The sequence below is a fragment of the Nonomuraea sp. NPDC052116 genome (assembly GCF_040680035.1).
Lineage (GTDB): Bacteria > Actinomycetota > Actinomycetes > Streptosporangiales > Streptosporangiaceae > Nonomuraea > Nonomuraea angiospora_A.
Genome location: NZ_JBFAWA010000062.1, coordinates 1 through 24,327 on the forward strand (window position 1 = coordinate 1; position 24,327 = coordinate 24,327).

Genomic DNA, 24,327 nt, shown 5'->3' on the forward strand with positions numbered 1-24,327 from the left:
ACCTGCTGATAGTCGCCGGGAGGGATGTCCATCGCCGCCGCGCTGGTGAGCACCAGCGACGCCGCGACGAGCAGCCTCGACCACGCAGACATGGGGGGTTCCTTTCCTGACCGAGGGACGTCAGGGAGTGGAGGCACCTGATCACATTGCGCTTGACGTTTTGTGCAGACTTATCCCGAGGTAATACGCCTGCCAAGACGCGCTACATTCAGTCAATGAACGGTGACTAGCGACGAAAACCCGCAAGATCTTGACTGACATGCGCAAATTCACTGCGCGTGAAACTTACAGTCGCTATACCCATCTTGACACCGGCGCCACTCCCGGGCATGCTGCGGTTCACAAATCGATTTGCAAGGTGGGGAGTACATGACCGACTTTCCGCGGCGGGTGCTGGTGACGGGAGCGGCAGGAAGCGTTGGCCTGGCCACCCTCGATCTCCTCGCGGGCCATCAGGTGGCGGCGACCGGGCTGGACCTGCGCGACCCCGGCGGCCTGCCCGCCGATCGCATGGTGGTGGGCGGCGCGGGCGATCCGGAGGTGGTCAGGCGGGCGCTGGACGGCGTGGACGCCGTGATCCACCTCGCCGCGCTCCCGGCGCCCGTGCTCGGCACGCCGGAGGAGGTGTTCTGCGGCAACACCAGGGCCACGTTCGTGGTGCTGGAGGAGGCCGGCCGGGCGGGCGTGCGGCGCGCCGCCATCGCCAGCAGCATGTCGGCCCTGGGACTGGCCTGGGCGGACAGAGTGCTTCACCCGGCCTACGTGCCCGTCGACGAGCAGATCCCGCTGCAGATCGAGGACCCGTACGGGCTGTCCAAGCAGGCCGACGAGCTCACGGCGGCGATGATGAACCGCAGGCACGGCATGACCACCGTCGCGCTGCGTTTCCCCCGGCTGGGCGGTCCGGAGGACAAGCTCCAGCACACCGCCGAGGAGTGGGCCGTCGACCGGGCGGCGGGCGCCAGGGAGCTGTGGAGCTACCTGGACGTACGGGACGCCGCGTGGGCCGCCTGGCTGGCGGTCACGCGGCCGATCGAGGGCCACCACGTGGTGACCGTCGCCGCGCCCAACACGCTCATGTCCGATCCGACCGAGGAGCTGCTCGACGTGTTCCACCCCGACACCGAGCGGCGGGCGCCGATGCCCGACCGCACCGTGCCGATCGACCTGCGCGCCGCCGAGCGGGTGCTCGGCTTCGCCGCGAGGTACGTGCTGCCATGACGAGCCCGATGCAGGAGACCCAGGCGCCCTGGCCCGCCCGCGACCGGCTCCGCATCACGCGGGTCCGCCCGATCGTCACCGCGCCCGAGGGGCCGCCGCTGGTCGTGGTGAAGGTCGAGACCAGCGAGCCCGGCCTGTACGGCCTGGGCTGCGCCACCTTCACCCAGCGCTGCCACGCCGTGGCCGCCGCCGTCGAGCAGCACGTGGCGCCCATGCTCGTGGGCCGCCACCCGGCCGACATCGAGGACATCACCCGGATGATCCACCTGTCGTCGTACTGGCGCGACGGGCCGGTCCTGAACAACGCGCTGTCCGGCGTGGACATGGCGCTGTGGGATATCGCCGGCAAGCGCGCGGGCATGCCGGTGTACGAGCTGCTCGGCGGCAGGGTCCGCGCCGCGGCCGACACCTACCTGCACGCGGGCGGGGCCACCGTCGAGGAGACCCTCGAGCACGCCCGGACGATCCTGGCCGCGGGCTACCGCAACGTCCGGCTCCAGACCGGGGCGCCCGGCCTGGGACACTACGGCGCCCCCGGCACGCCGGGCGGCTACCCCGGACAGCCGTACCCGGACGGCTGGGACGTCCAGCGGTACCTGCGTGACACCCCCAAGCTGTTCGAGCGCGCCCGGGAGGAGCTCGGGGAGGAGCCGGGCCTCATGCACGACGTGCACTCCAGGCTCACTCCCAAGCAGGCGATCGGGCTGGCGCGGGCGCTGGAGCCGTACCGGCTGTTCTTCCTGGAGGACCCCATCGCGCCGGAGTTCTACGACCGCCTTCCGGAGGTGCGGCAGGCGGCGCCGATGCCGATCGCGGCGGGCGAGCAGCTCGGCTCCGTCACCGCCGCGGCCCGGGTGATCAAGCTGGGCGGGGTGGACCTGCTCCGCCTGCACGTCTCCTCGATCGGCGGCCTCACCCCGGCGCGCAAGCTGGTGGCGATGTGCGAGCTGACGGGCGTCGGCACGGCGTGGCACGCGCCCGCGGACGTCTCGCCGGTCGGCGCGGCGGCCAACCTCGCGCTCGACGTGACCACGGCGGCCTTCCAGATCCAGGAGGGCCACGTCTACCCCGACGCGGTCCTGGAGACGTTCCCCGGCACGATCAACCCGAGCCAGGGCTTCCTCTACCCGCATGACGCCCCCGGCTGGGGCGTCGACCTGGACGAGAAACAGGCGGCCAAGCACCCGCCGGTCACCCACCAGCACGAGCGGTGGGCCGCCCGGGTGCGCAGGCCCGACGGGGGGCTGGAGGCGCCCTGACGTAAAGATTCAGCGACTGAAAGGATTATGCCGATGTAATATCTCCGCATGCCGACCCAGCAGCCCCCTGCCAGGCGCGAACGCAAGAAGGCCGAGACCCGGCGCGCCATCGCCGACGCGGCCCTGCGCCTATTCGCCCTGCGTGGGTTCGACGCGGTGACGGTCAACGAGGTCGCCGAGGCGGCGGACGTGTCGGCCAAGACCGTGTTCAACTACTTCCCCGTCAAGGAGCAGCTCTTCTTCGAGCACGAGCCGCTGCTGGCGGGCGACCCGGCCGAGATCGTGCGGCAGCGCACGCCGGGCGGGCGGGTGCCGGTCGCGCTGGGCCGGCTCCTGCGTGCCGATCCGGCCGGCGACCTGGCGCTCTTCGGGCGGATCTATCGTGGGAGCGAGACCCTGCGCGCCTACGGCCGGGAGCTGTTCGCGGCGCGCGAGCACGCGCTGGCCGAGGCGTTCGCGGAGAAGACGGGCGGCCTCAGGCCGCGGATCCTGGCGGCCTCCGCGCTCGGGCCCCTGCGGCAGGTGTGGGAGTCGATCCTGCTGGAGGCCGCCGAGCGGGTGCCCCCCGGCGAGGCCGTCGCGCGGGGTGTGCGCACGCTGGAGGAGGCGTACGCCGTGCTGGGCGGCGCGTTCGAGAGCTTCCTGCACTGTCAGCCTCCGGTGCCGCACCACGCTCCCCCGGCCCTCGAGGAACAGCCGCGCGCGCACCGCGGCGAGCGGCCGAGCATCAGACGGGTGGCCGACCTCGCGGGGGTGAGCGCGACGACCGTGTCCCACACGCTCAACGGCCGCCGCCCCGTCGCCGAGGAGACGCGACGGCGCGTGCTGCGGGCCATCGAGGAGCTCGGTTACCGGCCCAACGTCCTGGCCCGCGGCCTGCGCACCAGCCGCAGCCAGACGATCGGGCTGATCATCCCCGACATCACCAACCCGTTCTACCCGGCGCTGGCCCGCGGCCTTCAGGACGTGCTCGGCCCGGCGGGCTACGACCAGATCATCAGCAACACCGACGGCGTCCGGCGCACCGAGCAGGCCGCGATCGAGCACATGATCGCCCGCCAGGTCGACGGGCTGGCCTTCGCCGTGTTCCACACCCACGCCGAGGATCTGCTGCCGGTCATCGAGGCCGGCATCCCGGTGGTCCGGCTGGGCGGCAGGCTGGTCCAGCACGGAGTGGACCTGGTGCACAGCGACGACGAGGGTGGCGCGGCCCAGGCCACTCGCTACCTGCTCGGCTGCGGCTACCGCAGGATCGCCTTCGTGTGCGGCCCGGCCGCCGAGGGCCCGGCCGCCGAGCGCGTGGCCGGCTACCGCGCGGCGCTCGCCGACGCCGGCGTGGCGCCCGACCAGGCCCTCGTGGCGCACACCCACTTCAGCCGCGCGGGCGGCGCGGAGGGCGTGGCACGGCTGCTGGAGCTCGCCGAGCCGCCCGACGCCGTCCTGTGCGCGAACGACGTCATGGCGATCGGGGTCCTGGACGTGGCGGCGCAGCGGGGCCTGCGCGTCCCCGGGGACCTGGCCGTGATGGGCTTCGACGACATCGACGCCGCCGGCATGGTCTCGCCCGGCCTGACCACCATGGCCAACCCGGCGCGCGAGATCGGCCAGGCCACGGCCGTGCGGCTGCTCGAACGGCTGCGCGGCGCCGTGGACGAGCCGTCCACGGAGCTGGTCGTCCCGGCGCGCCTCGTACGCCGCCAATCCGCCTGAGGCCTGAGAGGGAACTTGACACCGCATGCGTTACGTGCGGTTTTCTGGACGCATCTTAACGATTTGCGCGCCAGTGGCCGGGACGACGTGAGTCGCCCCGGCCACGGTGAGCCGTCCCGCCTCGGGGACTCAGTCCTCCTTCGCGAAGCGTGCCGTCACCGTCAGGTCCGAGCTCACTCCAAGCCTGAGCTCGGCCTCACCGCCCGCGTCGGCGCCGTTCACCGTCCAGCCGGTGAGGCGGTATCCGGTCGCGGGGCGCGCGGTGAACGTGACCGTGCTGCCCTTCTCGTACTTCCCCGGCTCGGTCTCGTAGCCGCCGATGGACACGGTGCCGCCCTCCGCCGGTTCCGCGGTGGCGCGGACCGCCTGCTGTGCCATGTTGATCGCCATCACGTTGATCAGCCGTGCCGCCCCGCGCAGCGTGGTGCCGTTGTAGCGCATCACGTTGACCGCGGTGACCTTCGCCGGGTCGCCCGCGTCGACGGTGTAGCCGTCGCCGCCGAGGTTGTCCGTACCGAGGTTGAACGCCGTGACCTCGCCCGAGCGGACGACGAGCCCGTCGTGGAAGCCGTAGCCGAACACGTCCAACAGCGTCAGGCCGCGGGCCCCGTCGACCGTGACGATCCGCGCCTGCTTGCGCATCGGGTCGTCGATCACCTGCGGGAAGATGTTCTTCTCCTGCGCCCAGTCCGGCAGCGCGTAGCCGACGCGGGTGACGGCGTTGCCGTTGGACAGGACGCCCTCGATCCGGCCACCCTTGCTCGCGCCGGCCGTGATGCCGTGGCTGAAGTACGCGCCGGCGAGTTTGCGGACCGTGAAGCCGTCGTTGGCGTGGGTGGCCACGTCGACGGCGTTCCACGCGTTGGGCACACCGATGTCCATCACATACGTGCCCGTCCCCTTGCCGCGGATGGTGTACGGGTAGGGCTTCAGTCCTCCCTCGGCGGCGGGGTTGTTCTCCGGGTAGAAGGCGCGCAGTCCGCGTACGCCGGCCCGGTCTCCGTCGAGGGTGACGAGGGCGGTGGCGGTGTCGGGGTTGGCCGTGCCGCGGCCCTCGTACGCCCAGAGCACCGTGCCGGCGCTGGCGCCGAGCAGGTCCCGGTTGGCCACCGCGGACGCGCCACGCAGCTCGACGCCCTTGGGGACGGTGAGGTGGCCGTCGATCCGGTACCAGCCGGCGGGCAGATAGACGATGCCGCCACCGGCCCGGCCGGACCGGTCCAGCACCCGCTGGATGGCGGCGGTCGCGTCCCGCTGCGGCACGATGCCGTTGGTACGCGGCGCCTGATCCGCGACGTACAGCGCGGCGCGGGCGGGCCGGGGCAGCGGCTTCGGCTCGTAGCGTGGCACCTGGCCGGACAGCCGGTGAACAGTGCCCTCGGTGGCGCCCTTCAGCTCGGTGTCAGTGACCTTGACGTATGCCTGCGACTTGTTCCGTACCGCGGCCAGGCTGCCTTCGAGGGTGCTGGAGGCGAACGACATCCCCCAGCGGGAGTCGAAGTCCTCCGTCTCCAGCGCCACGTCGGTACGGCGGACGTCCGCCTCGATGAAGGCACCGGTGAACTGGGCGCGCTGGCCGGGCACGATGTGGATGCCGGTGCGGTAGTCGGCCAGTCTGATCCGGTGGAACTGGTCCCACTCCAGGTCACCGAGGACCAGACCGGTGCCGTGCGCGCGGGTCCACGCGTCCAGCGCGGCGCGCTGCGGCGGCCGGTAGGCGGCGGGGGCGCCGGCCCAATAGGCGTTGGAGAGGGTGATGTTCTCCCAGGTGCCGACGTCGGCGCCGTTGTAGGCGCGGACGCCCTCGGCCAGCACCGTGCCCTTGACGTTGCGCACCGTCGCCGACTCGTGGACCTGGCCCGAGCTCGCGCTCTCGCCGCGGTCGTTGCGGTAGGTGCTGATGCCGATGCCGCGGTAGGAGTTGAGCATGGTGACGTCGGAGATCGTCGTCATCATGTAGTTCTCGTTGCCGATCCAAGCCCGGCCGGGGATCTGGAAGGTGTGGTTGTACGGCACCGGATCGGTCGCGCTCTGCCGCGGGTAGTACGTGGTGAGCCCGATGACGCCGGCGCTCCCGCCGACGCGGATCAGCGCGGGTCCGTCGTCCCCGGCCGGCAGGTCGGCCGAGATGACGGTGCCGTAGCCGCCCTTGCCCTGGTCGGGGTCACGGCGGTCGCCGCGCAGGGTGCAGAAGGAGTAGACCTCCAGGGTGTCGGTGACCCGGTAGGTGCCCGCGGGCAGCCACACGGTGCCGCCGCCGGCGTCGTAGCAGTCGTACAGCGCCTGCTGGATGGCCTTGGTGGCGTCCCTCTCACCCTTGCGGTCGGCCCCGTAGTCGCGCACGTCGAAGTCGGCCACAACCGGGGACTCGGTCGGATACTCCGTCCTCACCAGCTCCTGCTTGCCCTGCACGGCGCGCTCGTTTCGGATCTCGAAGGCGCCGACGGCGAACCGCTTGGCGCCCTCCGCGTAGCCGGTGAGCGACAGCCGTACATAGCGGGCGGTCGTGGTCTCGAAGCGGGTGCGCATCTCCTTGTCGTCGCCGCCGCCGGACTGGGCGACGGTCCGGAAGTGTTCGCCGTCGGGAGAGACCTGGACGGCATACCGGGAGGCGTAGCGTGAAGCCCAGTGGACGCGCACGTCGTTAACGGACTTGGCCTCGCCGAGGTCGGCCTGCAGCCACTCCCCCGCGCCGCTCTCGCCGCTGGTCCACGTGGTCGTGATGTCCCCGTCGGCGGCCAGCGCCGCGTCGCCGGGGGCGCTGCTCGCGGTGAGCTTGGCGCCGCGGGCGAGGTCGGTGACGACGGCGGAGTCGAGGAACTTCTGAAGCGCGTCGTTCAGCGCGTGCAGAGCCTGCCGCAGCTGCTCCTCGGTGGCGTCCGCCCGTTTCGCGACCTCCTTCGCGTCGGCGATCGCCGCGGTCAGCCCGTCCCTGGCCCCGGCCGGGTACTGGCCGTCGCGGCTGCCCTCCCGAGCCCCGAGCAGCTTCAGCCCGGCCGCGTCGATGAGGTTCTTCAGGCCCTGCGCGGGCTTGAGCACGGCGGGTGCCACCGCGACCCGAACGGCCGCGACCTTCAGCTCCGTGGCGGAGCCCGCGGTGTGGATACGGAAGTCGGAGCCGTTGGAGCGGTTGGTCAGGATCGCGTCGTCGAGGGCGAAGGTGTACGTCTTCCAGGTGCCGGAGTCGCCGTACGAGACGACCTCCGAGTTCTTGAACTTCTGCGGGATCTCCGTGCCCGGCGAGTCGTAGTGCAGCCCGAACGTGCCGTTGCCCTCGTCGAGGTAGTCGACGCTGACGAATACCGTGTCGGAGGTGTCGTAGAGATAGGTGTCCGCGACGTTCATGTAGAAGAAGTTCGCGCCGGGCGCGGGCGCGTTGCGGTTCGTCTGCCAGTAGCCGCGCCCGTCGTGCTCGCCGGTCACGAGGCCGGTGGAGGAGTCGCCGGAGCGCGGCGAGATGCCGCCGGTCTCCGGGGAAGCACCCAGGGCGACGAACGCGCCGACCGAGCCGACGCGGATCGCGGCGATCGTGATGTCCCGCGCCGCGCCGCCGCTGCGGCCGGACAGGCGCAGCACGTCGGCGCCGCCGGCCAGGTCGGCGTCGGTCAGGGCGAAGGCGCCGGTCTTCCACCGGCCGCTGCCGGTGAAGGACAGGGCGGAGTCGGTGCCGTCGGCACCCTGGCGCAGGGTCAGTTCGCCGGCGCCGGTGTCGCGGTAGGTGACGCTGACGACGAGGTCGGCGGCGGCCAGCTGCTTCACGTACTCGTCGTCGAGGTCGAAGGTCAGAAAGGAGGTGCCCGCGGCCGGGTCGGTCTGCCAGTACGACCTGCCGTCCGCCTCACCGGTGCGAAGGCCCTCGGGGTCCTGTCCGGCGGCGGCGCGGACGCCCAGCGTCTTGGGAGTCGCGCCGAGATCGGCGCCGACGCCGCTCGGGTACATCACGGGCGCCGAGGCCGCGGTGGCGTGCGGCGCGGGCGCCCACAGCATCAGCGCGGCCGACAGCAGGACGACGGCGCGGCGTGCGCTGCGCCGTACGGGCGGATGGGGTAACACTTGCGACCTCCTGGTCTCGGGGCGGCGGGGCATGGCGTCCCGACGCCGGTCACACGGGGGTGGCGGTGCTTGCCTGCCTGAGGCACGTCGTCGGGACGTGGGTCAGGTGCGCCGGCTGCGGCTCGGGCGGAAGCCCAGCAGCTTGGCGCAGGCCGAGCTGTCGATCAGCGAGGTGTGGCCGGTGAGCTCGGTGTGCACCGGGGCTTCGGGCAGATACCGGTCGAGCAGCTCCATGGTGGGCAGGGCCGCCGAGGTGTCCGGGGCGGCGACGTTCACCACGTGGCTGCCGCGCAGCGGGGCGGTCAGCGCGTGCCGCACCGTCGTCGCGGCGTCGCGGGTGTCCAGCCATGCCCACAGGTCGTTGCGGTGCGCCTCGGGGTCCGCTGCGACCTCGGCCAACTGGGCCTTCAGCCGGGTGTCGGTGCCGGTGAACGGCATGCGCAGGGAAACGACGTCCGTGCCCCAGCGCCGGTGGGTGGCGTGCGCGATCTCCTCCAGCACGAGCTTCGACAACCCGTACGGGTCCTCCACCAGGATGGGGTGCTCCTCGTCCAGCGGCAGATAGCGGGGCCGGCGTGGATGAGGAGCCCAGGCCAGGCCCACGGCGGCCAGGCTGGAGGCGGCGACGACACGCCGCACCCCGGTCCGGCCGGCCTCGTCCAGCACCTGGTGCGCGGTCAGGCAGTTGGTGGCGAACAGTCCGCTCGGGTCATCCGACACGGGGTGCGGGATGGCGCCCAGATGCACGACCGCGTCGGCGCCGGCCATGGCGGAGCGCACCAGTTCCGGATCCCGCAGATCGCCGACGTGCACCCTGTCGGCCTCGGGGACCTCGACCGGCTCCACATCGGTGGCGGTGATCCGGTGGCCGTGTTCGGCCAGTTCCCGGATCACGTACGGGCCGATATGGCCGGCGGCTCCGGTGACGAGTACGCGCATCAGCCCTTCACCGCACCGACCAGGCCGCTGACGAAGTAGCGCTGCAGGAAGAGGAGGAGCAGGATCACCGGCACGACCACGATGAGCGCGCCCGCCATCAGGTTGTTGTACTGCGGGATGTTCTCCGCGGCGAGCGTCTGCAGGCCGAGCGGCAGCGTGTAGGTATCCTGGTCGTTGAGTGAGACCCGGGTGAGCAGATACTCGTTCCACGTCGGGACCGCGGTCAGCAGCGCGACCGTGACCAGCGCGGGCTTGGCCAGCGGCAGGTAGATGCCGGCGAAGATCCGGAACTCGGAAGCCCCGTCGACCCGTGCGGAGTCCCGCAGCTCACCGGGAATGGCGCTGAACGCCGCGGTCATCAGCAGGATGGACATCGGTGCGCCCCCGTTGACGAAGGGCAGCACCAGCCCCCAGTGGGTGCCGAGCAGACCGAGCTTGTTCTCCAGGATCACGATCGGCAGCATCACCGTCACACCGGGCACGAACAGCAGCCCCACGAACATCCGCGACAGCGCCTTGCGGCCCTTGAAGCGCAGTACGGCGAAGGTGTAGCCGGCAGCCGCGTAGACCGCCAGCGTCAGCACCACCGTGTAGGTGGTGACAAGCACGCTGTTGAGGAAGTAGTCGAAGAAGTGGAGCTTGTTCCAGGTCTCGATGAGCGTGTCGAGGGTCGGGCTCTCGGGGATGAGGTGGCCGCCGCTGACCACTTCGATCTGGTTCTTGAAGGCGGCCGAGACCATCCACAGGAACGGGTACAGGCTGACGAGCGCGTAGCCGATCAGCAGCAGCAGGACGATCGCGCGGGCAACGGTCCGGCCCGCCGCGCGGGTGCCGGCGCGGCGGGGCGCGACCAGCTCGGCGGTGGTCATACGCGGCTCCTCAGCACTCGCAGGTTGATCAGGGCGAGCACCATCGCCACCGCGAACAGGATCCAGCCCAGGGCGCTGGACAGGCCCAGGGTGGGGTTGAGGTTCTCCAGGAAGGCCAGCCGGTAGGCCTCCAGGCCCAGGACGTTGGTGTGGGTGCCGGGTCCGCCGTTGGTCATCACCAGGAAGGTCTGGAAGCCGTGGAGCGACTCGCGCAGGTTGAGCAGCACGTTGATGGCGGTCAGCGGCATCAGCAGGGGCCAGACGACGGACACGTTGGTGCGCCACCAGCCGGCGCCGTCCAGCTGGGCGGCCTCCAGCACGCTGGGGTTGATGCCCTGCAGTCCGGTCAGGTACAGCAGCATCGCGACCGGGACGTTGCCCCAGACGATGACCACGATGAGGGTGCCGAGTGCGGTGTCGGGGTTGCCGAGCCAGCCCTGCGGCTCCTGCAGGGAGCCGAGCCCCAGCTGTCCGAGCAGGAAGTTGACGGCGCCGTCGGGCTGCAGGATGTACCGCCAGGCGAAGTACACGGCGATACCGCTGGTCACGTACGGCACGAAGTAGATCGAGCGCAGCACGCCCTGTAGCCGCTTGACCTGGTTGAGCAGGACGGCCAGGGGGAACGACACGGCGACGGTGAGCAGCGGCACGAAGATCATCACCCAGAGGGTGTTGAGTGCCGCGGCCTGCACCGGGGGCGCGTACACCGGGTCGCGCCAGAGCAGGTCGGCGTAGTTGTCGAGGCCGACCCACTTCCAGTTCGGGGTGAAGCCGTTCCACGTGGCGAAGCTGAGCGCGAAGCCGTAGCCGATGGTGTACAGGCCCATCACGGCGAAGAGGATCACCGCGGGGGCGACGAACAGGTAGCCGGAGACGGCTTCGGTGCGGAAGCGCCGGCGGCGTGCCGGGACCCCGGCCGGGGGCCGGCGGCTCTCGCCGCCGTCCCCGGTGGTTCCCGACAGAGCGGGACGATGCGCGGTGGTCACTGACCGTCCGCCCAGAAGCTGTCGGTGAGCTCGGTGAGCTTCTTGCCGGTCTCCTCCGGCGACGCCTTCTTCAGAGGGCTCATGTCGACGAGGATCGAGCCGGCCTTGTCCTGCTTGTACCCCGGCGGGAAGAACTCCCGGCGGGCCGGGTCGTACGTCGTGTCGGGCGTGCCCTTGAAGCTTTCGAGCAGCGAGGTGAGGGTGGGGCCGACGATGTCGGAGACCTCGGAACCCAGCTCGGTGGCGGGCAGATCGCTGGACGCCTTGGAGAACTTCGCGGCCACCTCCGGCTGGGAGAGGTACTCCATCCACTTCTTGGCGTTCTCAGGCTGCTCGGAGGTGGCCGAGAGGATGAGGCCGGTCAGCGCGAGCGGGCCCAGCGCCAGGTCGGGCACCTGGCCCGCCGCGTCCCCCGGCAGGCCGAACGCGTAGACGTCGTCGGGCTTCATGCCGTTCTGCTCCAGGAAGGACAGCGTGAAGGTGCCGCCCACCAGCCAGGCCGCCTTGCCCTGGGCGAAGGCCTGGTCGGCCTCGTCGATGCCGAGGGTCTGGGTGCCGGGCATCCAGTACGGGGTGACCAGGTCGTACGCCTGGAGCACCTTGACGCCGTTCGGGGAAGACCAGTTGGCGGCCTTGTCCTTGCCGAACAGGGCCTCGTAGCCGCTGCGCCCGAGCATGGAGTAGGCGAGCGGCTGGGCGAGCCAGGTGATGCCGGTGTCCGGGATCTTCAGGCCGAGTGCCAGGCCGCCGTTCTTGGCGTCCTTGGCGTGCGTGGCCTTCAGCCCGTCGACGAACTCGGCCCAGTTGGCCGGCGGCTTGGTGATCCCGGCGTCGGCGAGCATCTTCTTGTTGGCGTAGACGATGCCGAAGGTGCCGATGGTGAACGGGACGCTGTGCCGGGCGCCCTGCTTCACGCCGTGCATCTTGCTGCCCTCGTCCTGGGACTCCTTGAACTTCGCGGCGTTGACATAGCCCGACTCCCGCACGTTCTCCGGGAAGCGGTTCAGCCATTCGCCGTTCACCACGTTCGTGAGCTCGGCGGCGATCCCGCTGGCGCCGAAGCCCAGGTCCTCACCGTCGGAGTGAGTCTCCATCACGTCCGGCAGGTCGCCGGTCTTGGCCGCGCTCTGGATCTTGGTCGCGAAGGCGTCGTCGGGCGTGTACGCCTGCACCTTGACCTTGATCCCGGTGGCCTTCTCGAAATCGGTCGCGGCCTGCTGGAGCCCGGGAACATGGGTCTGCTTGAAGGTCCACATCTCGAGAGCGCCCGAGCCCCCGGAGGCGGGATCCTCAGAACCGCCGCACGCGGTCAGGGTCGACAGGGTCAACGTGGCCGCGACAGCCACCGCCGCCAGTCTGGCAGTCCGGAAATGACGTATGCGCATCGCCCTTACCTCGCTATGCTTCGTTCAGGTAGTCGAACGTTGTTTGGTTACCTGAACATAGAGACGCAGTGATATAAGCGTCAAGAAGTCGGCGAGAATCAGCCCTGGACGAGAGCCAGTCGGCGCCGGCACGGGAAGCGGAGGTTCTGGTGGAATCGGTGGCAGCGGAGGCGGGCGAGCGCAAGCCCGAGGAGGTCAAGTCCGCAGCGCGGGTGCTCGAGGTCCTCGAGCTGCTGGGCGCGGGCGGAGCCAGGCTCTCGCTCGCCGAACTGGCGAGCGCCATGCGGGTGCCGAAGAGCAGCCTGCACGCCGTTCTGCGCACCATGGAGGGGCGCGGCTGGGTGGACGTCGACGCCGCCGGCACCCGCTACAGCCTGGGCCTGAAGGCGTTGATGACCGGCACGGCCTATCTGGAGGGCGACGACGTCGTGAGCCTGGCGGGCCCGGTGCTCGACGCACTGGCGGAGGAGACCGGCGAGGCGGTGCACCTGACCCGGCTGTCCGGCCCGGACGTCATCTACCTCGCCAAGCGCGAGTCGCGGCACGCGCTGCGCATGTACTCGGCCGTGGGCAGCCGGGCGCCCGCCCACGCCACCGCGCCGGGCAAGGCGATGCTCGCGCAGTACGGGCCGGGCGAGGTCGACCGGCGGCTCAACTGGCCGCTGGAGAAGCTCACCCCGGACACCGTCACCGACCCCGCCGAGTTGGCCGCCCAGGTGGCCGAGGCGCGGCTGCGCGGCTGGGCGCTGGACGACGGCGAGAGCTCGCCCGGGGTGCGCTGCGTGGCGGTGGCGCTGGGCGCGGAGCACGGGGGTGGCGACGCCGTGAGTTGCTCGGCGCCCATCAGCCGGATGGACGCCCGGCGCACCGAGGAGATCGCGCTCGCGGTGACCGAGGCGGCGCACTCGCTGCGGACGTTGCTCAAGCGGCTCGGCCAGCACTGAGGGGTGGGGCCGCCGTCAGCCGTTGACAGGGCCGACGGAACTCCATGCGTTCGGATGACCGTACGTCATACGCCTATCCGCACCTTGGAGCTCCCGCGCCGTCAGACCCTACCGGGGTGCGACTCACCCCGCACCGGCCGTAGCGAAGAGCTGCCGGCAATGTCAGGGAATTCTCTGCCATAAACAATGGCGAATGTAAATTAATAAGCCTGACCTTTCACCTGGGCGTTTCCCCCGACCTGCGGTCAAGAGTTGACTTAGTAACACACTTGGTTTTACATGGCCGACACAAGGTGGACAGGAAGGCCTAACCCATGCATGCTCACCAGCAGGTCGGCGAGGAGCGCATAGCCAAGTTCCTCAAAGAGCGGCTGCGTTCCGCGCTGTACCCCCACCGTGTGCCCATGGACATCGCGGCCTGGAGCCTGCCGGGCGAGCCCGTGCCCGTATCGACGGCACTGAAGGGGGAATACCGGTCGTTCCCGATCGGGGGTGAATGGGGCGCGCCGTGGTCCACCACCTGGTTCCGGTTCACGGCGGAGATTCCGCAGCGCTGGGCGGGCCGCCGAGTCGAGGCGATCTTCGACCTCGGTTTCGACCTCACCCGCGGCCCCGGCGGCCAGGCGGAGGGTTTCGTCCACGACAAGCACGGGAAGCCGCTACAGGGCTTGCACCCGTACAACCGCACTCTGCTGCTGAGCCGTTGCGCCACCGTGGGAGAGCCGGTCCATCTGCTGGTGGAGGCCGCCGGTAACCCCCACATTGTGGGCAGTGCGGGCATCAACACCCATTTCGGTGATCCTGTGACGGCGGGAAGCGCGCCCCTGTACCAGTTGCGCCGCGCTGACATCGTTGTCCGGGACGAGGACGTCTGGCACCTCATCCACGACGTGGAGGTGCTGTACGAGCTGATGCTGGCGCTGCCCGGGTCGCTGCCACGCCGGCACGAGATCCGCGTCGCCCTGGAGCGCGCGATCGACGCCATCGACTCGTACGACGTCCCCGGCACCGCGGCCCGCGCCCGCGAGGTCCTCGCGCCCGTCCTGGCCCGCCGCGCCCACGAGTCGGCGCACACCGCCGTCGCCGTGGGCCACGCGCACATCGACTCCGCCTGGCTGTGGCCGCTGCGCGAGACCGTGCGCAAATGCGCCCGTACCTTCTCGAACATGGCCACGATGGCCGAGGAGTACCCGGAGTTCGTCTTCGCCTGCTCCTCCGCCCAGCAATACGCCTGGATGAAGGAGCACCAGCCGGAGGTCTTCGACCGGGTCCGCAAGGCCGTCGCCGCCGGCAACTGGGCGCCGGTGGGCGGCATGTGGGTGGAGGCCGACGGAAACCTTCCCAGTGGTGAGGCCCTTGCCCGGCAGCTGGTCTTCGGCCGCCGATTCTTCCGCAACGAGCTCGGGGTCGAGACCGACGGCGTGTGGCTGCCGGACTCCTTCGGCTACACCGCGGCCTATCCGCAGCTCGCCACGCTCGCCGGGGCCGAGTGGTTCCTCACCCAGAAGCTGTCGTGGAACGAAACCAACCGGCTGCCGCACCACACGTTCTGGTGGGAGGGCATCGACGGAACCCGGATCTTCACGCACTTCCCGCCCGTCGACACCTACAACGCCGAACTGACCGGCGCCGAACTGGCCCACGCCGTCGCCAACTACGCCGACAAGGGCGGCGGCACCCGCTCCCTCGTCCCTTTCGGCTACGGCGACGGCGGGGGCGGCCCCACCGCCGGAATGCTGGAAAAGGCGCGCCGGCTGGCCGACCTGGAGGGATCGGCACGGGTGGAGATCATGGAACCATCGGCCTTCTTCCACCAGGCGCGCGAGGAGTACGAGGACACGGCCCCGGTCTGGCGGGGCGAGCTGTATCTGGAGACCCACCGGGGCGTCTACACCAGCCAGGCCCGCACCAAGCGCGGCAACCGCCGCAGCGAGGCGTTGCTGCGCGAGGCCGAGCTGTGGGCGGCGACCGCCGCCGTGCGGGAGGGTGCCTCGTACCCGTACGAGGAACTGACCGAGACGTGGCAGCAGGTGCTGCTCCACCAGTTCCACGACATCCTGCCCGGCTCCTCCATCGCCTGGGTGCACCAGGAGGCCGAGCAGACCTACGCCCGCATCCACCGCCGGCTGGAACGCCTGGTCGAGCGCGCGACCGGCGCGCAGGGGGACGGCAGCCCGCCGACGGTGCTCAACGCCGCCCCCCACGACCGCCGCGAGGTCGTCGTCCTCGACGACAGCCCCGCCACCGCGCAGGCCCAGCGGCTCGCCGACGGCCGCTGGGCGGTGCTGGCCGAGGCCCCGGCACTCGGCCGAGGCCCGGCCGGCCTGCCGTTGGGGGACACCGCCCCGCTCACCGTCACCGAGGACGACGGTTTCGTCCTCGACAACGGTCTGATCCGGATCCGTATCGACGCCGACGGGCTCGTACGCTCCGCCGTCGACCTCGCCACCTGCCGGGACGCGATCGCGCCCGGGGAGGCGGGCAACCTGCTTCAGCTGCATCCCGACGACCCGGTGCGCTGGAGCGCCTGGAACATCGATCCGACGTACCGCACCGTCCACCGCGACCTCACCGACGCGGTCTCGGTGGAGCTGCGCGACCGCGGCCCGCTGCAGGCGAGCGTGCGGGTCACCCGCTCCACCGGCCGGTCCACCATCGTGCAGGACCTGATCCTGACGGCCGGCAGCCACGCCCTCGTGGTCGACTCCGACATCGACTGGCGCGAGCGGGACATGCTCCTGAAGGCCGCGTGGCCGCTGGACGTACACGCGGAGAACGCGCGCGCCGAGATCCAGTACGGCCACATCGAGCGCCCCACCCACGAGAACACCAGCTGGGACGCGGCCCGCTTCGAGCTCTGGGCGCACCGCTGGATCCACGTCGGCGAGCATCGCTGGGGCGTGGCGCTGGCCACGGACTCCACGTACGGCCACGACGTCGGCCGCAGCACCCGCGCGGGCGGCGGGACCACGACCACCGTGCGGCTGTCGCTGCTGCGTTCCCCGCACAGCCCCGACCCGTACGCCGACCGCGGCGCGCACCGCTTCCGGTACGCGCTGCGTCCCGGCGCCGACGTCGGCGCGGCGATCGAGACGGGCTACGGGCTGAACCTGCCGCTGCGTCCTGCCTCCGGCGCGGATGTGGCCGGCCGGCCCCTGCTGACGGTGGACAACCCGGACGTGGTGGTGGAAGCCGTCAAGCTCGCCGACGACCGGTCGGGCGATGTGATCGTCCGGCTCTACGAGTCCCGAGGCGGCCAGGCCCTCGCCACGCTCGCCGCGCACTTCCCGGTGGCGCATGTGCGGGAGACGGATCTGCTGGAGGACCCGTTCCCCAGCTCGCACGCCCGCGGGGGCAGGGGATATCCCCTCGCCGAACCCACCGACGAGGGCGGCGAAGTCTCCCTGTCGCTGCGCCCGTTCGAGATCGTCACGCTGCGCCTGACCCGTCCGCTGCGGGACGCCGATGTCTGAGCTCCAGCCGGCCGATGAGGCTTCGCTCCGCCAGTGGGCCGCCCAGGACGGGCCTCTCGCCCTGCGTGCCCGGATCGTCCTGCTCGCCGCCGGGGGCATGCGCGACGCCGACATCGCCCGGCAGCTCGGCGTCTCCCGCCAGACCGTCGGCGCATGGCGGCACCGCTGGACGGAGTCGGGTGTGGACGGGATGCGCGACCGGGCCCGGCCCGGCCGTCCCGCGATGGTCGACGAGGCCGACGTCATCGCGCGTACGCTCCTCGGCCCCGGCAGCGGCGCCGCGTCCCGGGCCGTCGCCCGCGAACTCGGCCTGTCGCACGCCACGGTCGCGGCGGTGCGCCGCCGCTGGTCCGCCGGACCGCCCGCGGACCCGCCGCTGCAGAGCCCGGACGTGTGGGTCATCGGCCTGTACGCGGACGCCGAGCGCACCGTGCTGCTCTCCGGGACCCGCCCCGAGTCGGCCGGCGGGCCGCCGGAGGGCAGCGGGGCCGGCGCCGACGTACTGACGGAGCTGGACCGGGCCTGCGCGGCACTCGCCGCCACCGCTCTGCCGAGCGACGCCGAACAGACCGGAGCCCTGGCCGGCTTCCTCACCAGGGCCCGCCGGAGGCATCCGCACGTGCCGCTGCACGCGCTCGTGCTGTGGGGGACGCCTGACGCCGCGAGCGACGAGGCGGATGTCACGTTCCATCGCATCCCGGGCTCCTCCCACTGGCGCAGCTATCTGCTCGCCCTGGTCGCCCTGGACAGCACCCGGCACCCGGAGTCCTCCCGCCGCGTCTACCTCGACCTTGCGGGCGCCATCGGCCGCTACGCGGCGGAGCTGCCCGGCGAGCCGCTGCAGTGGCTGCGCGAGAGCATCGCGAGCCATGTGCCGTCCGGCGAGGAGCCGGACGCGGCGCTGCGCCGCGAGACGTCGGGCGGAGCCAACCACATCGACCTGGGCTCGTTCAACGAGTGCGTCGTCATCGAGGTCGTCCGGCTGTCCGGCACCATCACCCGTGGCGAGATAGCCCACCGCACCGGCCTGACACAGCAGTCGGTGTCCCGGATCTCCCGGTCGCTGCTCGCCCGCGGCATCCTCGTCGAGGACGCCCAGCGGCACGCCACCTCGGGCAAGCCCCGTACCCCGGTGCGGCTGCGCGGCGACGCGGCGCACGCGGTGGGCATCCACATCGACCCGGAGATCATCACGGCCGTCGTCATCGACCTCGACGGCACGCTCATCACCGTACGCACCCAGCCCGTGCGCCGGACCGCCGATCCGGAGGTGCTGGTCAAGCAGGTGGTGCAGCTGGGCGGCGACGTGCTTGCCGATGCCCGCGGTGCTGTGCGCACGGACGGCTTCCTCGGCATCGGCGTCGCGGTCCCGGGGCCGGTGGACATCGCCTCGGGCACCGTTCTCGATCCGCCGCTGATGTCGGTGTGGACCGATCTGCCGCTGCTGTATCTGCTCAAGGACCACTTCCAGTGCCCGCTGATCATGGAGAAGGACGCAGCTGCCGCCGCCGCCGGCGAGCGGTGGATCGGACGTGACCGTCGTGCCCGCGACTTCGCGTACCTCTATCTCGGTACGGGTGTGGGCTCCGGGCTGTATCTGAACGGCGACCTGTACCGGGGTACCAGCGCCAACGCCGGTGAGTTCGGCCAGCTGTGTGCCGTGGCCCTGGGCCGTACGGAGCCCGACGGTCAGCCGGAGATCCTCCCCGAGTGCAATCCGCCGGTCGGCCTGTCGCAGCTGGCGGCCCGGCGCGGCTGCGCCGCCGGCGCGGATCAGCCGGGCAGCACCGCCGCGTACCGTGCGATCACCGAGGCGGCCGCCGGCGGCGATCCGGCCGCGCGCGCTGCCGTACGCGATCTGGCGCGGGCCATCGGGCAGGGCGCCATCGGTCTGGTCGATCTGCTGGACATCGATCTGGTGGTTCTGGGCGGCCCCTTCTTCACCGACGAGGCGGCCCCGCTGTACCTCGACCACATCGGGGCGATGGTCAACGACTTCCCCACCGCGCGGCGGCTGCGGCATGTCGAGGTCGAGGCGTCGGTGCTGGGCCCGGAGGCGGCGGCGGTCGGCGCGGCCTCCACCATCTTCCACGCGACGTTCACCCCGCGGCTGGGCAGCAACGCCCTGTGGCGGTCCTCGCAGGCCTCCGGCCGGTTCGTCTGACAGCCGTCGCCGCCCCGCGCTCCCCCACAGGGCGGCCCTGGCCTTACGGGGTCAGACGAGCAGCAGCGACCAGGGCTGGGCGGACAGCGCCTGGTCGAGGACCAGGGAGGCCGCGCCGACGGCGGCGACGTTCTCGCCGAGGGTGGTGGAGACGACCACCGTCGGATGCGTGGCCTTCACGAACGGCGACCCGGCGACCATCGGCTCGATGACGGCGAGAAGCCGGTCGGCGAGCAACTGCCAGGTCGGCCCGCCGAAGACGACGGTGTCGACGTCCAGCAGCGTCGCCGCCGCGCACACGCCCCGGGCGATGCGGATCGCCAGCCGCTCGATGATGCCGTCCGCCTGCGCCTGCCCCGCGGCGGCGAGCTCCGCCAGCCGCCGCAATCCGCCCTGCGCCGCGGCCGGATCCGTCACCGTGTACTCGCTGCCGAGCACGCCCAGCGCGATGGCCTCCTCCACGAGCGCCCGCGTCGAGCAGGCCGCGCCGATCCCACCCACCTCGCCGGCGTTGCCGGACACGCCGCGCAGCACGGTGTCCTCCACCACCAGGCCCATTCCGGAGCCGGTGCCGAGGTAGAAGAAGAGGAGGTTGCGGCTGTCGGTGGCGGCCCCGGTCCAGCGTTCGGCGACGACGGCGGCCGTGACGTCCTTGTCGAGGAGGGCGGGAAGGCCGGTCGCCGCGCTGAGCCGGTCGCGCAGCGGATAGCGGCCCCAGCCGGGCAGTTCGGGCGGGTCCACGACCCAGCCGGCGGTGACGTCGATCGGTCCGGGCGCGGCGATCCCGAGGCCCAGGATCCGCTTGCGGTCCGCGCCGGACTCCGCCACGAGCGCGGACACGGAGCTCGCCATGTCGGCGGCGATCCCGTCGGTGTCGCCGCCTCGCGGAGTACGCCGGCTGCGCTGCGCCACGACGGTGCCGAGCAGGTCCACCAGGACGCAGGTGATGACGGCCGGGTCGAGGTGCACGCCCACCGCGTAACGCGCCGCCGGGACGATCTCAAGGAGGGTGCGGGGCTTGCCGTTGCCGCTGCTGCGCTTGCCCGACTCGCGCGCCAGGCCCTGGTCGAGCAGCCGACGGGTGATGTTGGAGACGGTCTGCGGGGACAGCCTCGTGGCCTGGGCGAGTTCGACGCGGCTCAGCCCGGTGGTGTGCCGCCGAATGGCGTCCAGGATCACGGACTCGTTGAAGTCGCCGACGCGCGGCAGGTTGGTACCACGCCGGATGGCGGGCATGCCCGCGCTCGCCGTCACGCTCGTCGACGTCGCTCCTCCCAAGTGCGGTACGCGGCCTCGGGCGCAGGCAGCCGGATCGTGTCCCGTACGCCGTCGGGCCACGTCACGTCCGCGAGCAGGGTGGTGCCTTCCGCGCGGGTGGCGACCAGCGGCAGCGCGGCGGGGTCGGTGCCGCCGAGGTGGACGAGCGCGATGTGCACCGTACCGTGGGCGACGGGTCCGTTGCTCTCCACGACGGGGGTGGCGGACGCGGCGCCGAGCGCGTTGCTGTCCGAGCCGGACACCACGGCCGCCCTGGGCAGTTCCCGCGCCCCGACGACGACGGAGACCAGCCCCGCCGCGTCCTCGACCCGTGCGGTGGCGCCGTCGGCGCGGCCGGGTGGCGACTGCGGATCGACGGCCAGCGCCCAGCCGCCGACGCGCAGGATTTGTGCCGTTGTCTCGGCGCCCGGTACCGGGTCGATGCGTACGGCCCGTACCTCGACCGATCCGCGCAGCGCGGAGCCGACCGTGATCCAGGGGCCGAGAGCGTACCGGGTGTCGGGCCCGCCGAACGGATCCCAGGTCGCGTCCTCGGGCCAGTGCGCCCGCGAGCGGGAGACCGCCGTGACGCCGTCCACGGAGACCCTGGTCGCCGGACGCCGGTGCGAGGCGCGTCCAGCGGCGTCCAGCAGCACGACCGCGTTGTCCAGCGGGTCAGCGACCGCGCAGGCGCCGGGGCCCGCAGTGGGGTCGCCCTGGGTTTCGGGTGCCGTGTGCGTGGAGTAGGCGAAACGCGCGTAGCAGGGGTCGTCGGCGTGCGGGCGGGCCGGGTCGGCGTGGTCGCCGCCGTGGTTGACCACCCGTACGACACCGTCGGCGGCGGTGCCGGAGACGAGCCAGCCGGGGGCTTGGAGGGTCCGCGTGAAGTCGCCCCGTTCGACGGCGAGCGGGCTCTCCTCCTCGGTCCACACCGGATGGTCCGGCGGCAGGGCGAGGCCGATGAAGCCCTTGCTGGCCCAGTACGGCGAGGCGGGCCCCGAGTACACCTGCAGGACTCCCCGGTAGGGCCGGTGCCAGCCGAGCGTCAGCAGCCCCTCGTCGTCGGTGGCCCCGTGCTCCGTGAAGTGGTCGAGCATCCGGCTCGCGATCGCCCGGGTCTCCCCGGGCGCCAGCGGCGTGGCGTCGAACAGCGCGCCCGTCCACAGCGGGGCCAGCGCGGCGTGCCGGTAGGTGAGCGAGCGGCCCTGGATCAGCGGTGAGCCGTTGGCGCCGACCAACAGCCGCTGGTCTTCGAGGAAGCGGCGCAGCCGGGCCCGGTAGCGGTCGAGGAGCCCGCCGGGCGCCGCATCGCCCAGGATGCGGCAGAACCACAGCGGGTACAGGTGCATCGCCCAGCCGTTGTAGTGGTCGAAGTTGCGCCGCTCGCCGCCCGTGAGCCCGTCGGAGTACCAGCCGTCTCCCGCGTACCAGCCGTCGGTCAGCGCGATGATCCGGTCGAGGTCCTGCTGGCGCCACTGGCCTCCGGCGGTGCGGGCGAACGCCTCGGTGACGCCCTGGAACCAGATCCAGTTGTTGCCGGGCATCGGATCGCCGACCATCGGAGCGAGCCAGTCCAGTACCCGCTGTCTGACCTGGTCGTCGAGGCGGTCCCAGATCAGTGGCCGCGTCTCGTGCAGCGCGAGCACGATCGACGCGGCCTCGACCTTGGCCTGGTTGCACTCGGCGAACGTGGGCCAGCGCTCCGGATTGTCCGGGTCGGTGCCGGCGGCCAGCCCGGCCGCGTACCACCCGGCGAAGTCGTGCGGGTCCTTGCCCTCCGCGCCAGCCAGACGGAAGCCCGCCAGCAGGAAGGTGCGGGCGAAGCCCTCAAGCCCGTCGCTGAGTACACCGCTGACGCTCGGCGGACCGGGCAGCTGGATCAGTGAATGCCCGCCGGTGGCGTACGGGCGTACGGCGAGCAGCAGCTGGTCCGCCGTCCGCTCCCAGTGGGCGCGGTCCTCGGCGGGGATGCGGTTCATGAGCGGCGGATCTCCCATGCCTGTTCGTGGTCGGCGCGAGTATGCGAATCCAAGAGGTCGGGTGTCGGTCACGCCAGGTGCGGTAGCGCTTGGCGGGTGACTTCGCCGGCTCGCCCGCCACCCACCGCGCCACCTCCGCGACCGCGTACTGTCCCAGCCGCTGCAAAAGTTAGTCAATATGATAGACGAACTACCCAGTTATGAGCAGGCGCATTGACGCCTTCTGCCTCAGCAGCCTGCTCGTCCTCGTCACAGATCGCGCGGCGCGACCCCATCGACTAACTCCAGACGATGGATTTACATCACGGCCGCTCGGGCGCCGCCACCCTCTTCGCGACGGTCGAGGCCGAAGCCGGGCAGCTCGGCGGCAGGCCCTCGATGACGGGGATCACTCTCACTTCGGCGAGCGCCCTCGCCTCGCCCTACTCGACCGGCCCGCGCACCGGCCCCCCTCCCGGTCTCCTCAGCCGATCTCGGCTTCCCCAATACCGTCCCTACGTACTGGTGCGATGGGACTACGTGGGTCGCGGGATCTCCGCTCCTCCCCAGGACGGGAATGATCGGCGTAAAAGCCTGTCATTCGCAGCCCTACCGACACACTTATCAGAGCGAGGATCCCTCTCATGCCCATGATCGACGTATACACCTCCCGGGGAGTCATCAAGGACCGAAAGGGACTGGCGCAGGAGCTCGCTCAAGCAGTCATGCGCTGGGAGAAGGTTCCCGTCATTCCGTTCTTCACCGACAACACGGCCGCGTTCGTCCACGAGCTGGACGCGGATGCCTTTTCCACCGCGGGTGGCAGTGCCGACCACGTACGTGTCACCGTGACCACCAACGCCGGCGCCCTCGACAGGGAGCAGCAACTCGGACTGGTCAAGGAGATCTCCGAACTGGTGGCCAAGGCATCCGGAGACCCTTCGCTGTCGGAACGGACCTGGGTCACCCTGACCGAGGCGGTCCCCGGGGGCTGGGGCATCGGCGGTCACGCCTACACCAACGACGAAATCGTCCAGCACGTGCGCAGACTCCTCGGCAAGGAGTAAGAACCCTCCTCGCGTCGTCCGGCGATCGCTGTCAGGAGTGGTGCACCTCACTCAGGTCGAGCCTGACCATCACGTGATCGTGGAGGAGACGCCCGCCAAGCACCGCGCAAGTACGCGCGGCGCTTGGTGGGGCACTCGATCCCGCCCGTTTCCGCGATGTCGTGCCATCGCCCGGTCGTGACTCGTTCCGCAGCTCCTTCTCCCCCGGCACTCCTGGGATCACCCGATCTCGCCGAGCGCGCCGAGGATGACCTGTGCCACTTCGTCCGGGTGGGAAAGCGCGATGGCATGGGAGCCGCCCTCGATCTCGGTGACGGTCGCCCCGATCCTCTTGGCCGCGGCACGCTCGGCGTCCGGGTTGATGGCATGGTCCGCGCCGGCGACGATGAACCAGCTCGGGACCTTCTTCCAGCCCGGCTCGACCGCCAGCAGCTCTCCGAACGCGACGTCGGCCGCAGGTCGCTGGCTGATCGCCAGCACGGCTGCCTCGTCGACCGGCAGATCCGCGCAGAACACCGAGTGGAAGTGCTCGGGCTGAATCTGGAATTCCGTTCCGGTCTCCTCGCCGCGTGGGAACGTACGCGGCAGGAGCGCCGCATCCAGCTCGGCGGGCGGGAAGCCCTCGTTCGAACCCAGGGTGGACACGCCCTGGTCGACGCCGAACGAGGCCACGAACACCAGGCCCTTGACGTTCTCGGCCTTCGCCGACGCGTAGGTGATCACCGGGCCGCCGTAGGAGTGACCGACCAGCAGCACGGGTTCCTCGATCTGCCGCACGAGACTCGCGATGTACTCACCGTCGGCGGTCAGCCCCCGCAGCGGGTTGGGTGCCGCGACCGTCGCCACGCCGGCCGCACTCAGGCGGCTTACGACCCGTGACCAGCTCGAAGCGTCCGCGAACGCGCCGTGCACGAGAACCACGGTGGCGGACGATACGGGTGACGTCATGGTCTTTCTCCTCTCGCTTCTCCCGGCGACCGTGGCCCTGCGGCGGTTCACCGGGTCGGGTGTGGGCGGGCACCGCTCGCACCTTGTCGAAGAG

At 71.3% G+C, this 24,327-nt stretch carries 15 protein-coding genes; 7 read left to right on the forward strand and 8 right to left on the reverse strand.

Going from position 1 to position 24,327, the window contains the following annotated elements; genetic code table 11:
* Window positions 1-369: 369 nt before the first annotated feature.
* The 3 genes from AB0L65_RS59530 to AB0L65_RS59540 are packed head-to-tail and all read left to right on the forward strand — an operon-like array spanning window position 370 to window position 4,190.
* On the forward strand, window positions 370-1,221 hold the full coding sequence (locus AB0L65_RS59530) for an NAD(P)-dependent oxidoreductase (RefSeq protein WP_364265917.1): 852 nt from the start codon (window positions 370-372) through the stop codon (window positions 1,219-1,221).
* Window positions 1,218-2,480, forward strand: coding sequence for an enolase C-terminal domain-like protein (locus AB0L65_RS59535; RefSeq protein WP_364265919.1), 1,263 nt, complete (start codon window positions 1,218-1,220; stop codon window positions 2,478-2,480). The genes AB0L65_RS59530 and AB0L65_RS59535 overlap by 4 nt, the downstream gene beginning before the upstream one ends.
* 48 nt (window positions 2,481-2,528) lie before the next feature.
* Complete coding sequence (locus AB0L65_RS59540; protein ID WP_364265921.1) at window positions 2,529-4,190, forward strand: substrate-binding domain-containing protein; 1,662 nt, start codon at window positions 2,529-2,531, stop codon at window positions 4,188-4,190.
* Between the two features lie 129 nt (window positions 4,191-4,319).
* On the opposite strand, the gene AB0L65_RS59545 is transcribed toward AB0L65_RS59540, so the two are convergent.
* The 5 genes from AB0L65_RS59545 to AB0L65_RS59565 form a co-directional block, all read right to left on the reverse strand.
* A complete protein-coding gene (locus AB0L65_RS59545; protein ID WP_364265923.1) occupies window positions 4,320-8,243 on the reverse strand; it encodes a glycosyl hydrolase family 28-related protein in 3,924 nt (1,307 codons plus the stop codon).
* 102 nt (window positions 8,244-8,345) lie between these two features.
* On the reverse strand, window positions 8,346-9,182 hold the full coding sequence (locus AB0L65_RS59550; protein ID WP_364265925.1) for an NAD(P)-dependent oxidoreductase: 837 nt from the start codon (window positions 9,180-9,182) through the stop codon (window positions 8,346-8,348).
* Entirely contained in the window at window positions 9,182-10,051 is an 870-nt protein-coding gene (locus AB0L65_RS59555; protein ID WP_364265927.1) for a carbohydrate ABC transporter permease, read from the reverse strand. The genes AB0L65_RS59550 and AB0L65_RS59555 overlap by 1 nt, the downstream gene beginning before the upstream one ends.
* Window positions 10,048-11,037: a sugar ABC transporter permease gene (locus AB0L65_RS59560; RefSeq protein ID WP_364265929.1), complete on the reverse strand. Its 990-nt coding sequence runs from the start codon at window positions 11,035-11,037 to the stop codon at window positions 10,048-10,050. The genes AB0L65_RS59555 and AB0L65_RS59560 overlap by 4 nt, the downstream gene beginning before the upstream one ends.
* Entirely contained in the window at window positions 11,034-12,383 is a 1,350-nt protein-coding gene (locus AB0L65_RS59565) for an extracellular solute-binding protein (RefSeq protein WP_364265931.1), read from the reverse strand. Before AB0L65_RS59565 ends, AB0L65_RS59560 begins: the two co-directional genes overlap by 4 nt.
* A 188-nt stretch (window positions 12,384-12,571) precedes the next feature.
* On the opposite strand from AB0L65_RS59565, the gene AB0L65_RS59570 reads away from it, so the two are divergent.
* The 3 genes from AB0L65_RS59570 (at window position 12,572) to AB0L65_RS59580 (ending at window position 19,003) form a co-directional block, all read left to right on the forward strand.
* The gene (locus tag AB0L65_RS59570) at window positions 12,572-13,366 is read left to right on the forward strand and encodes an IclR family transcriptional regulator (protein WP_364265933.1); all 795 of its coding nucleotides are present in this window, start codon (window positions 12,572-12,574) and stop codon (window positions 13,364-13,366) included.
* Window positions 13,367-13,680: 314 nt separating this feature from the next.
* Window positions 13,681-16,839, forward strand: coding sequence for a glycoside hydrolase family 38 C-terminal domain-containing protein (locus tag AB0L65_RS59575; protein ID WP_364265935.1), 3,159 nt, complete (start codon window positions 13,681-13,683; stop codon window positions 16,837-16,839).
* Complete coding sequence (locus AB0L65_RS59580; protein ID WP_364265937.1) at window positions 16,832-19,003, forward strand: ROK family protein; 2,172 nt, start codon at window positions 16,832-16,834, stop codon at window positions 19,001-19,003. Before AB0L65_RS59575 ends, AB0L65_RS59580 begins: the two co-directional genes overlap by 8 nt.
* A gap of 51 nt (window positions 19,004-19,054) precedes the next feature.
* Here the strand turns inward: AB0L65_RS59580 and AB0L65_RS59585 are convergent, their stop codons facing one another.
* Window positions 19,055-20,257 carry an ROK family transcriptional regulator gene (locus tag AB0L65_RS59585; protein ID WP_364265939.1) on the reverse strand — a complete coding sequence of 401 codons (1,203 nt, stop codon included), beginning with the start codon at window positions 20,255-20,257 and terminating at the stop codon, window positions 19,055-19,057.
* The gene (locus AB0L65_RS59590) at window positions 20,254-22,239 is read right to left on the reverse strand and encodes a DUF2264 domain-containing protein (protein ID WP_364265941.1); all 1,986 of its coding nucleotides are present in this window, start codon (window positions 22,237-22,239) and stop codon (window positions 20,254-20,256) included. Before AB0L65_RS59590 ends, AB0L65_RS59585 begins: the two co-directional genes overlap by 4 nt.
* A 629-nt stretch (window positions 22,240-22,868) precedes the next feature.
* Between AB0L65_RS59590 and AB0L65_RS59595 the strand changes: the two genes are divergently transcribed.
* A complete protein-coding gene (locus AB0L65_RS59595; protein ID WP_364265943.1) occupies window positions 22,869-23,285 on the forward strand; it encodes a hypothetical protein in 417 nt (138 codons plus the stop codon).
* Window positions 23,286-23,504: 219 nt separating this feature from the next.
* Here the strand turns inward: AB0L65_RS59595 and AB0L65_RS59600 are convergent, their stop codons facing one another.
* Complete coding sequence (locus tag AB0L65_RS59600) at window positions 23,505-24,233, reverse strand: alpha/beta hydrolase (protein ID WP_364265945.1); 729 nt, start codon at window positions 24,231-24,233, stop codon at window positions 23,505-23,507.
* Window positions 24,234-24,327 lie beyond the last annotated feature (94 nt).

Coding starts and splice junctions, on each gene's coding strand:
- AB0L65_RS59530 (WP_364265917.1), top strand. CDS start 370: ATGACCGACTTTCCGCGGCGGGTGCTGGTGACGGGAGCGGCAGGAAGC.
- AB0L65_RS59535 (WP_364265919.1), top strand. CDS start 1,218: ATGACGAGCCCGATGCAGGAGACCCAGGCGCCCTGGCCCGCCCGCGAC.
- AB0L65_RS59540 (WP_364265921.1), top strand. CDS start 2,529: ATGCCGACCCAGCAGCCCCCTGCCAGGCGCGAACGCAAGAAGGCCGAG.
- AB0L65_RS59550 (WP_364265925.1), bottom strand. CDS start 9,182: ATGCGCGTACTCGTCACCGGAGCCGCCGGCCATATCGGCCCGTACGTG.
- AB0L65_RS59555 (WP_364265927.1), bottom strand. CDS start 10,051: ATGACCACCGCCGAGCTGGTCGCGCCCCGCCGCGCCGGCACCCGCGCG.
- AB0L65_RS59575 (WP_364265935.1), top strand. CDS start 13,681: ATGCATGCTCACCAGCAGGTCGGCGAGGAGCGCATAGCCAAGTTCCTC.
- AB0L65_RS59580 (WP_364265937.1), top strand. CDS start 16,832: ATGTCTGAGCTCCAGCCGGCCGATGAGGCTTCGCTCCGCCAGTGGGCC.
- AB0L65_RS59590 (WP_364265941.1), bottom strand. CDS start 22,239: ATGAACCGCATCCCCGCCGAGGACCGCGCCCACTGGGAGCGGACGGCG.
- AB0L65_RS59595 (WP_364265943.1), top strand. CDS start 22,869: ATGATCGACGTATACACCTCCCGGGGAGTCATCAAGGACCGAAAGGGA.
- AB0L65_RS59600 (WP_364265945.1), bottom strand. CDS start 24,233: ATGACGTCACCCGTATCGTCCGCCACCGTGGTTCTCGTGCACGGCGCG.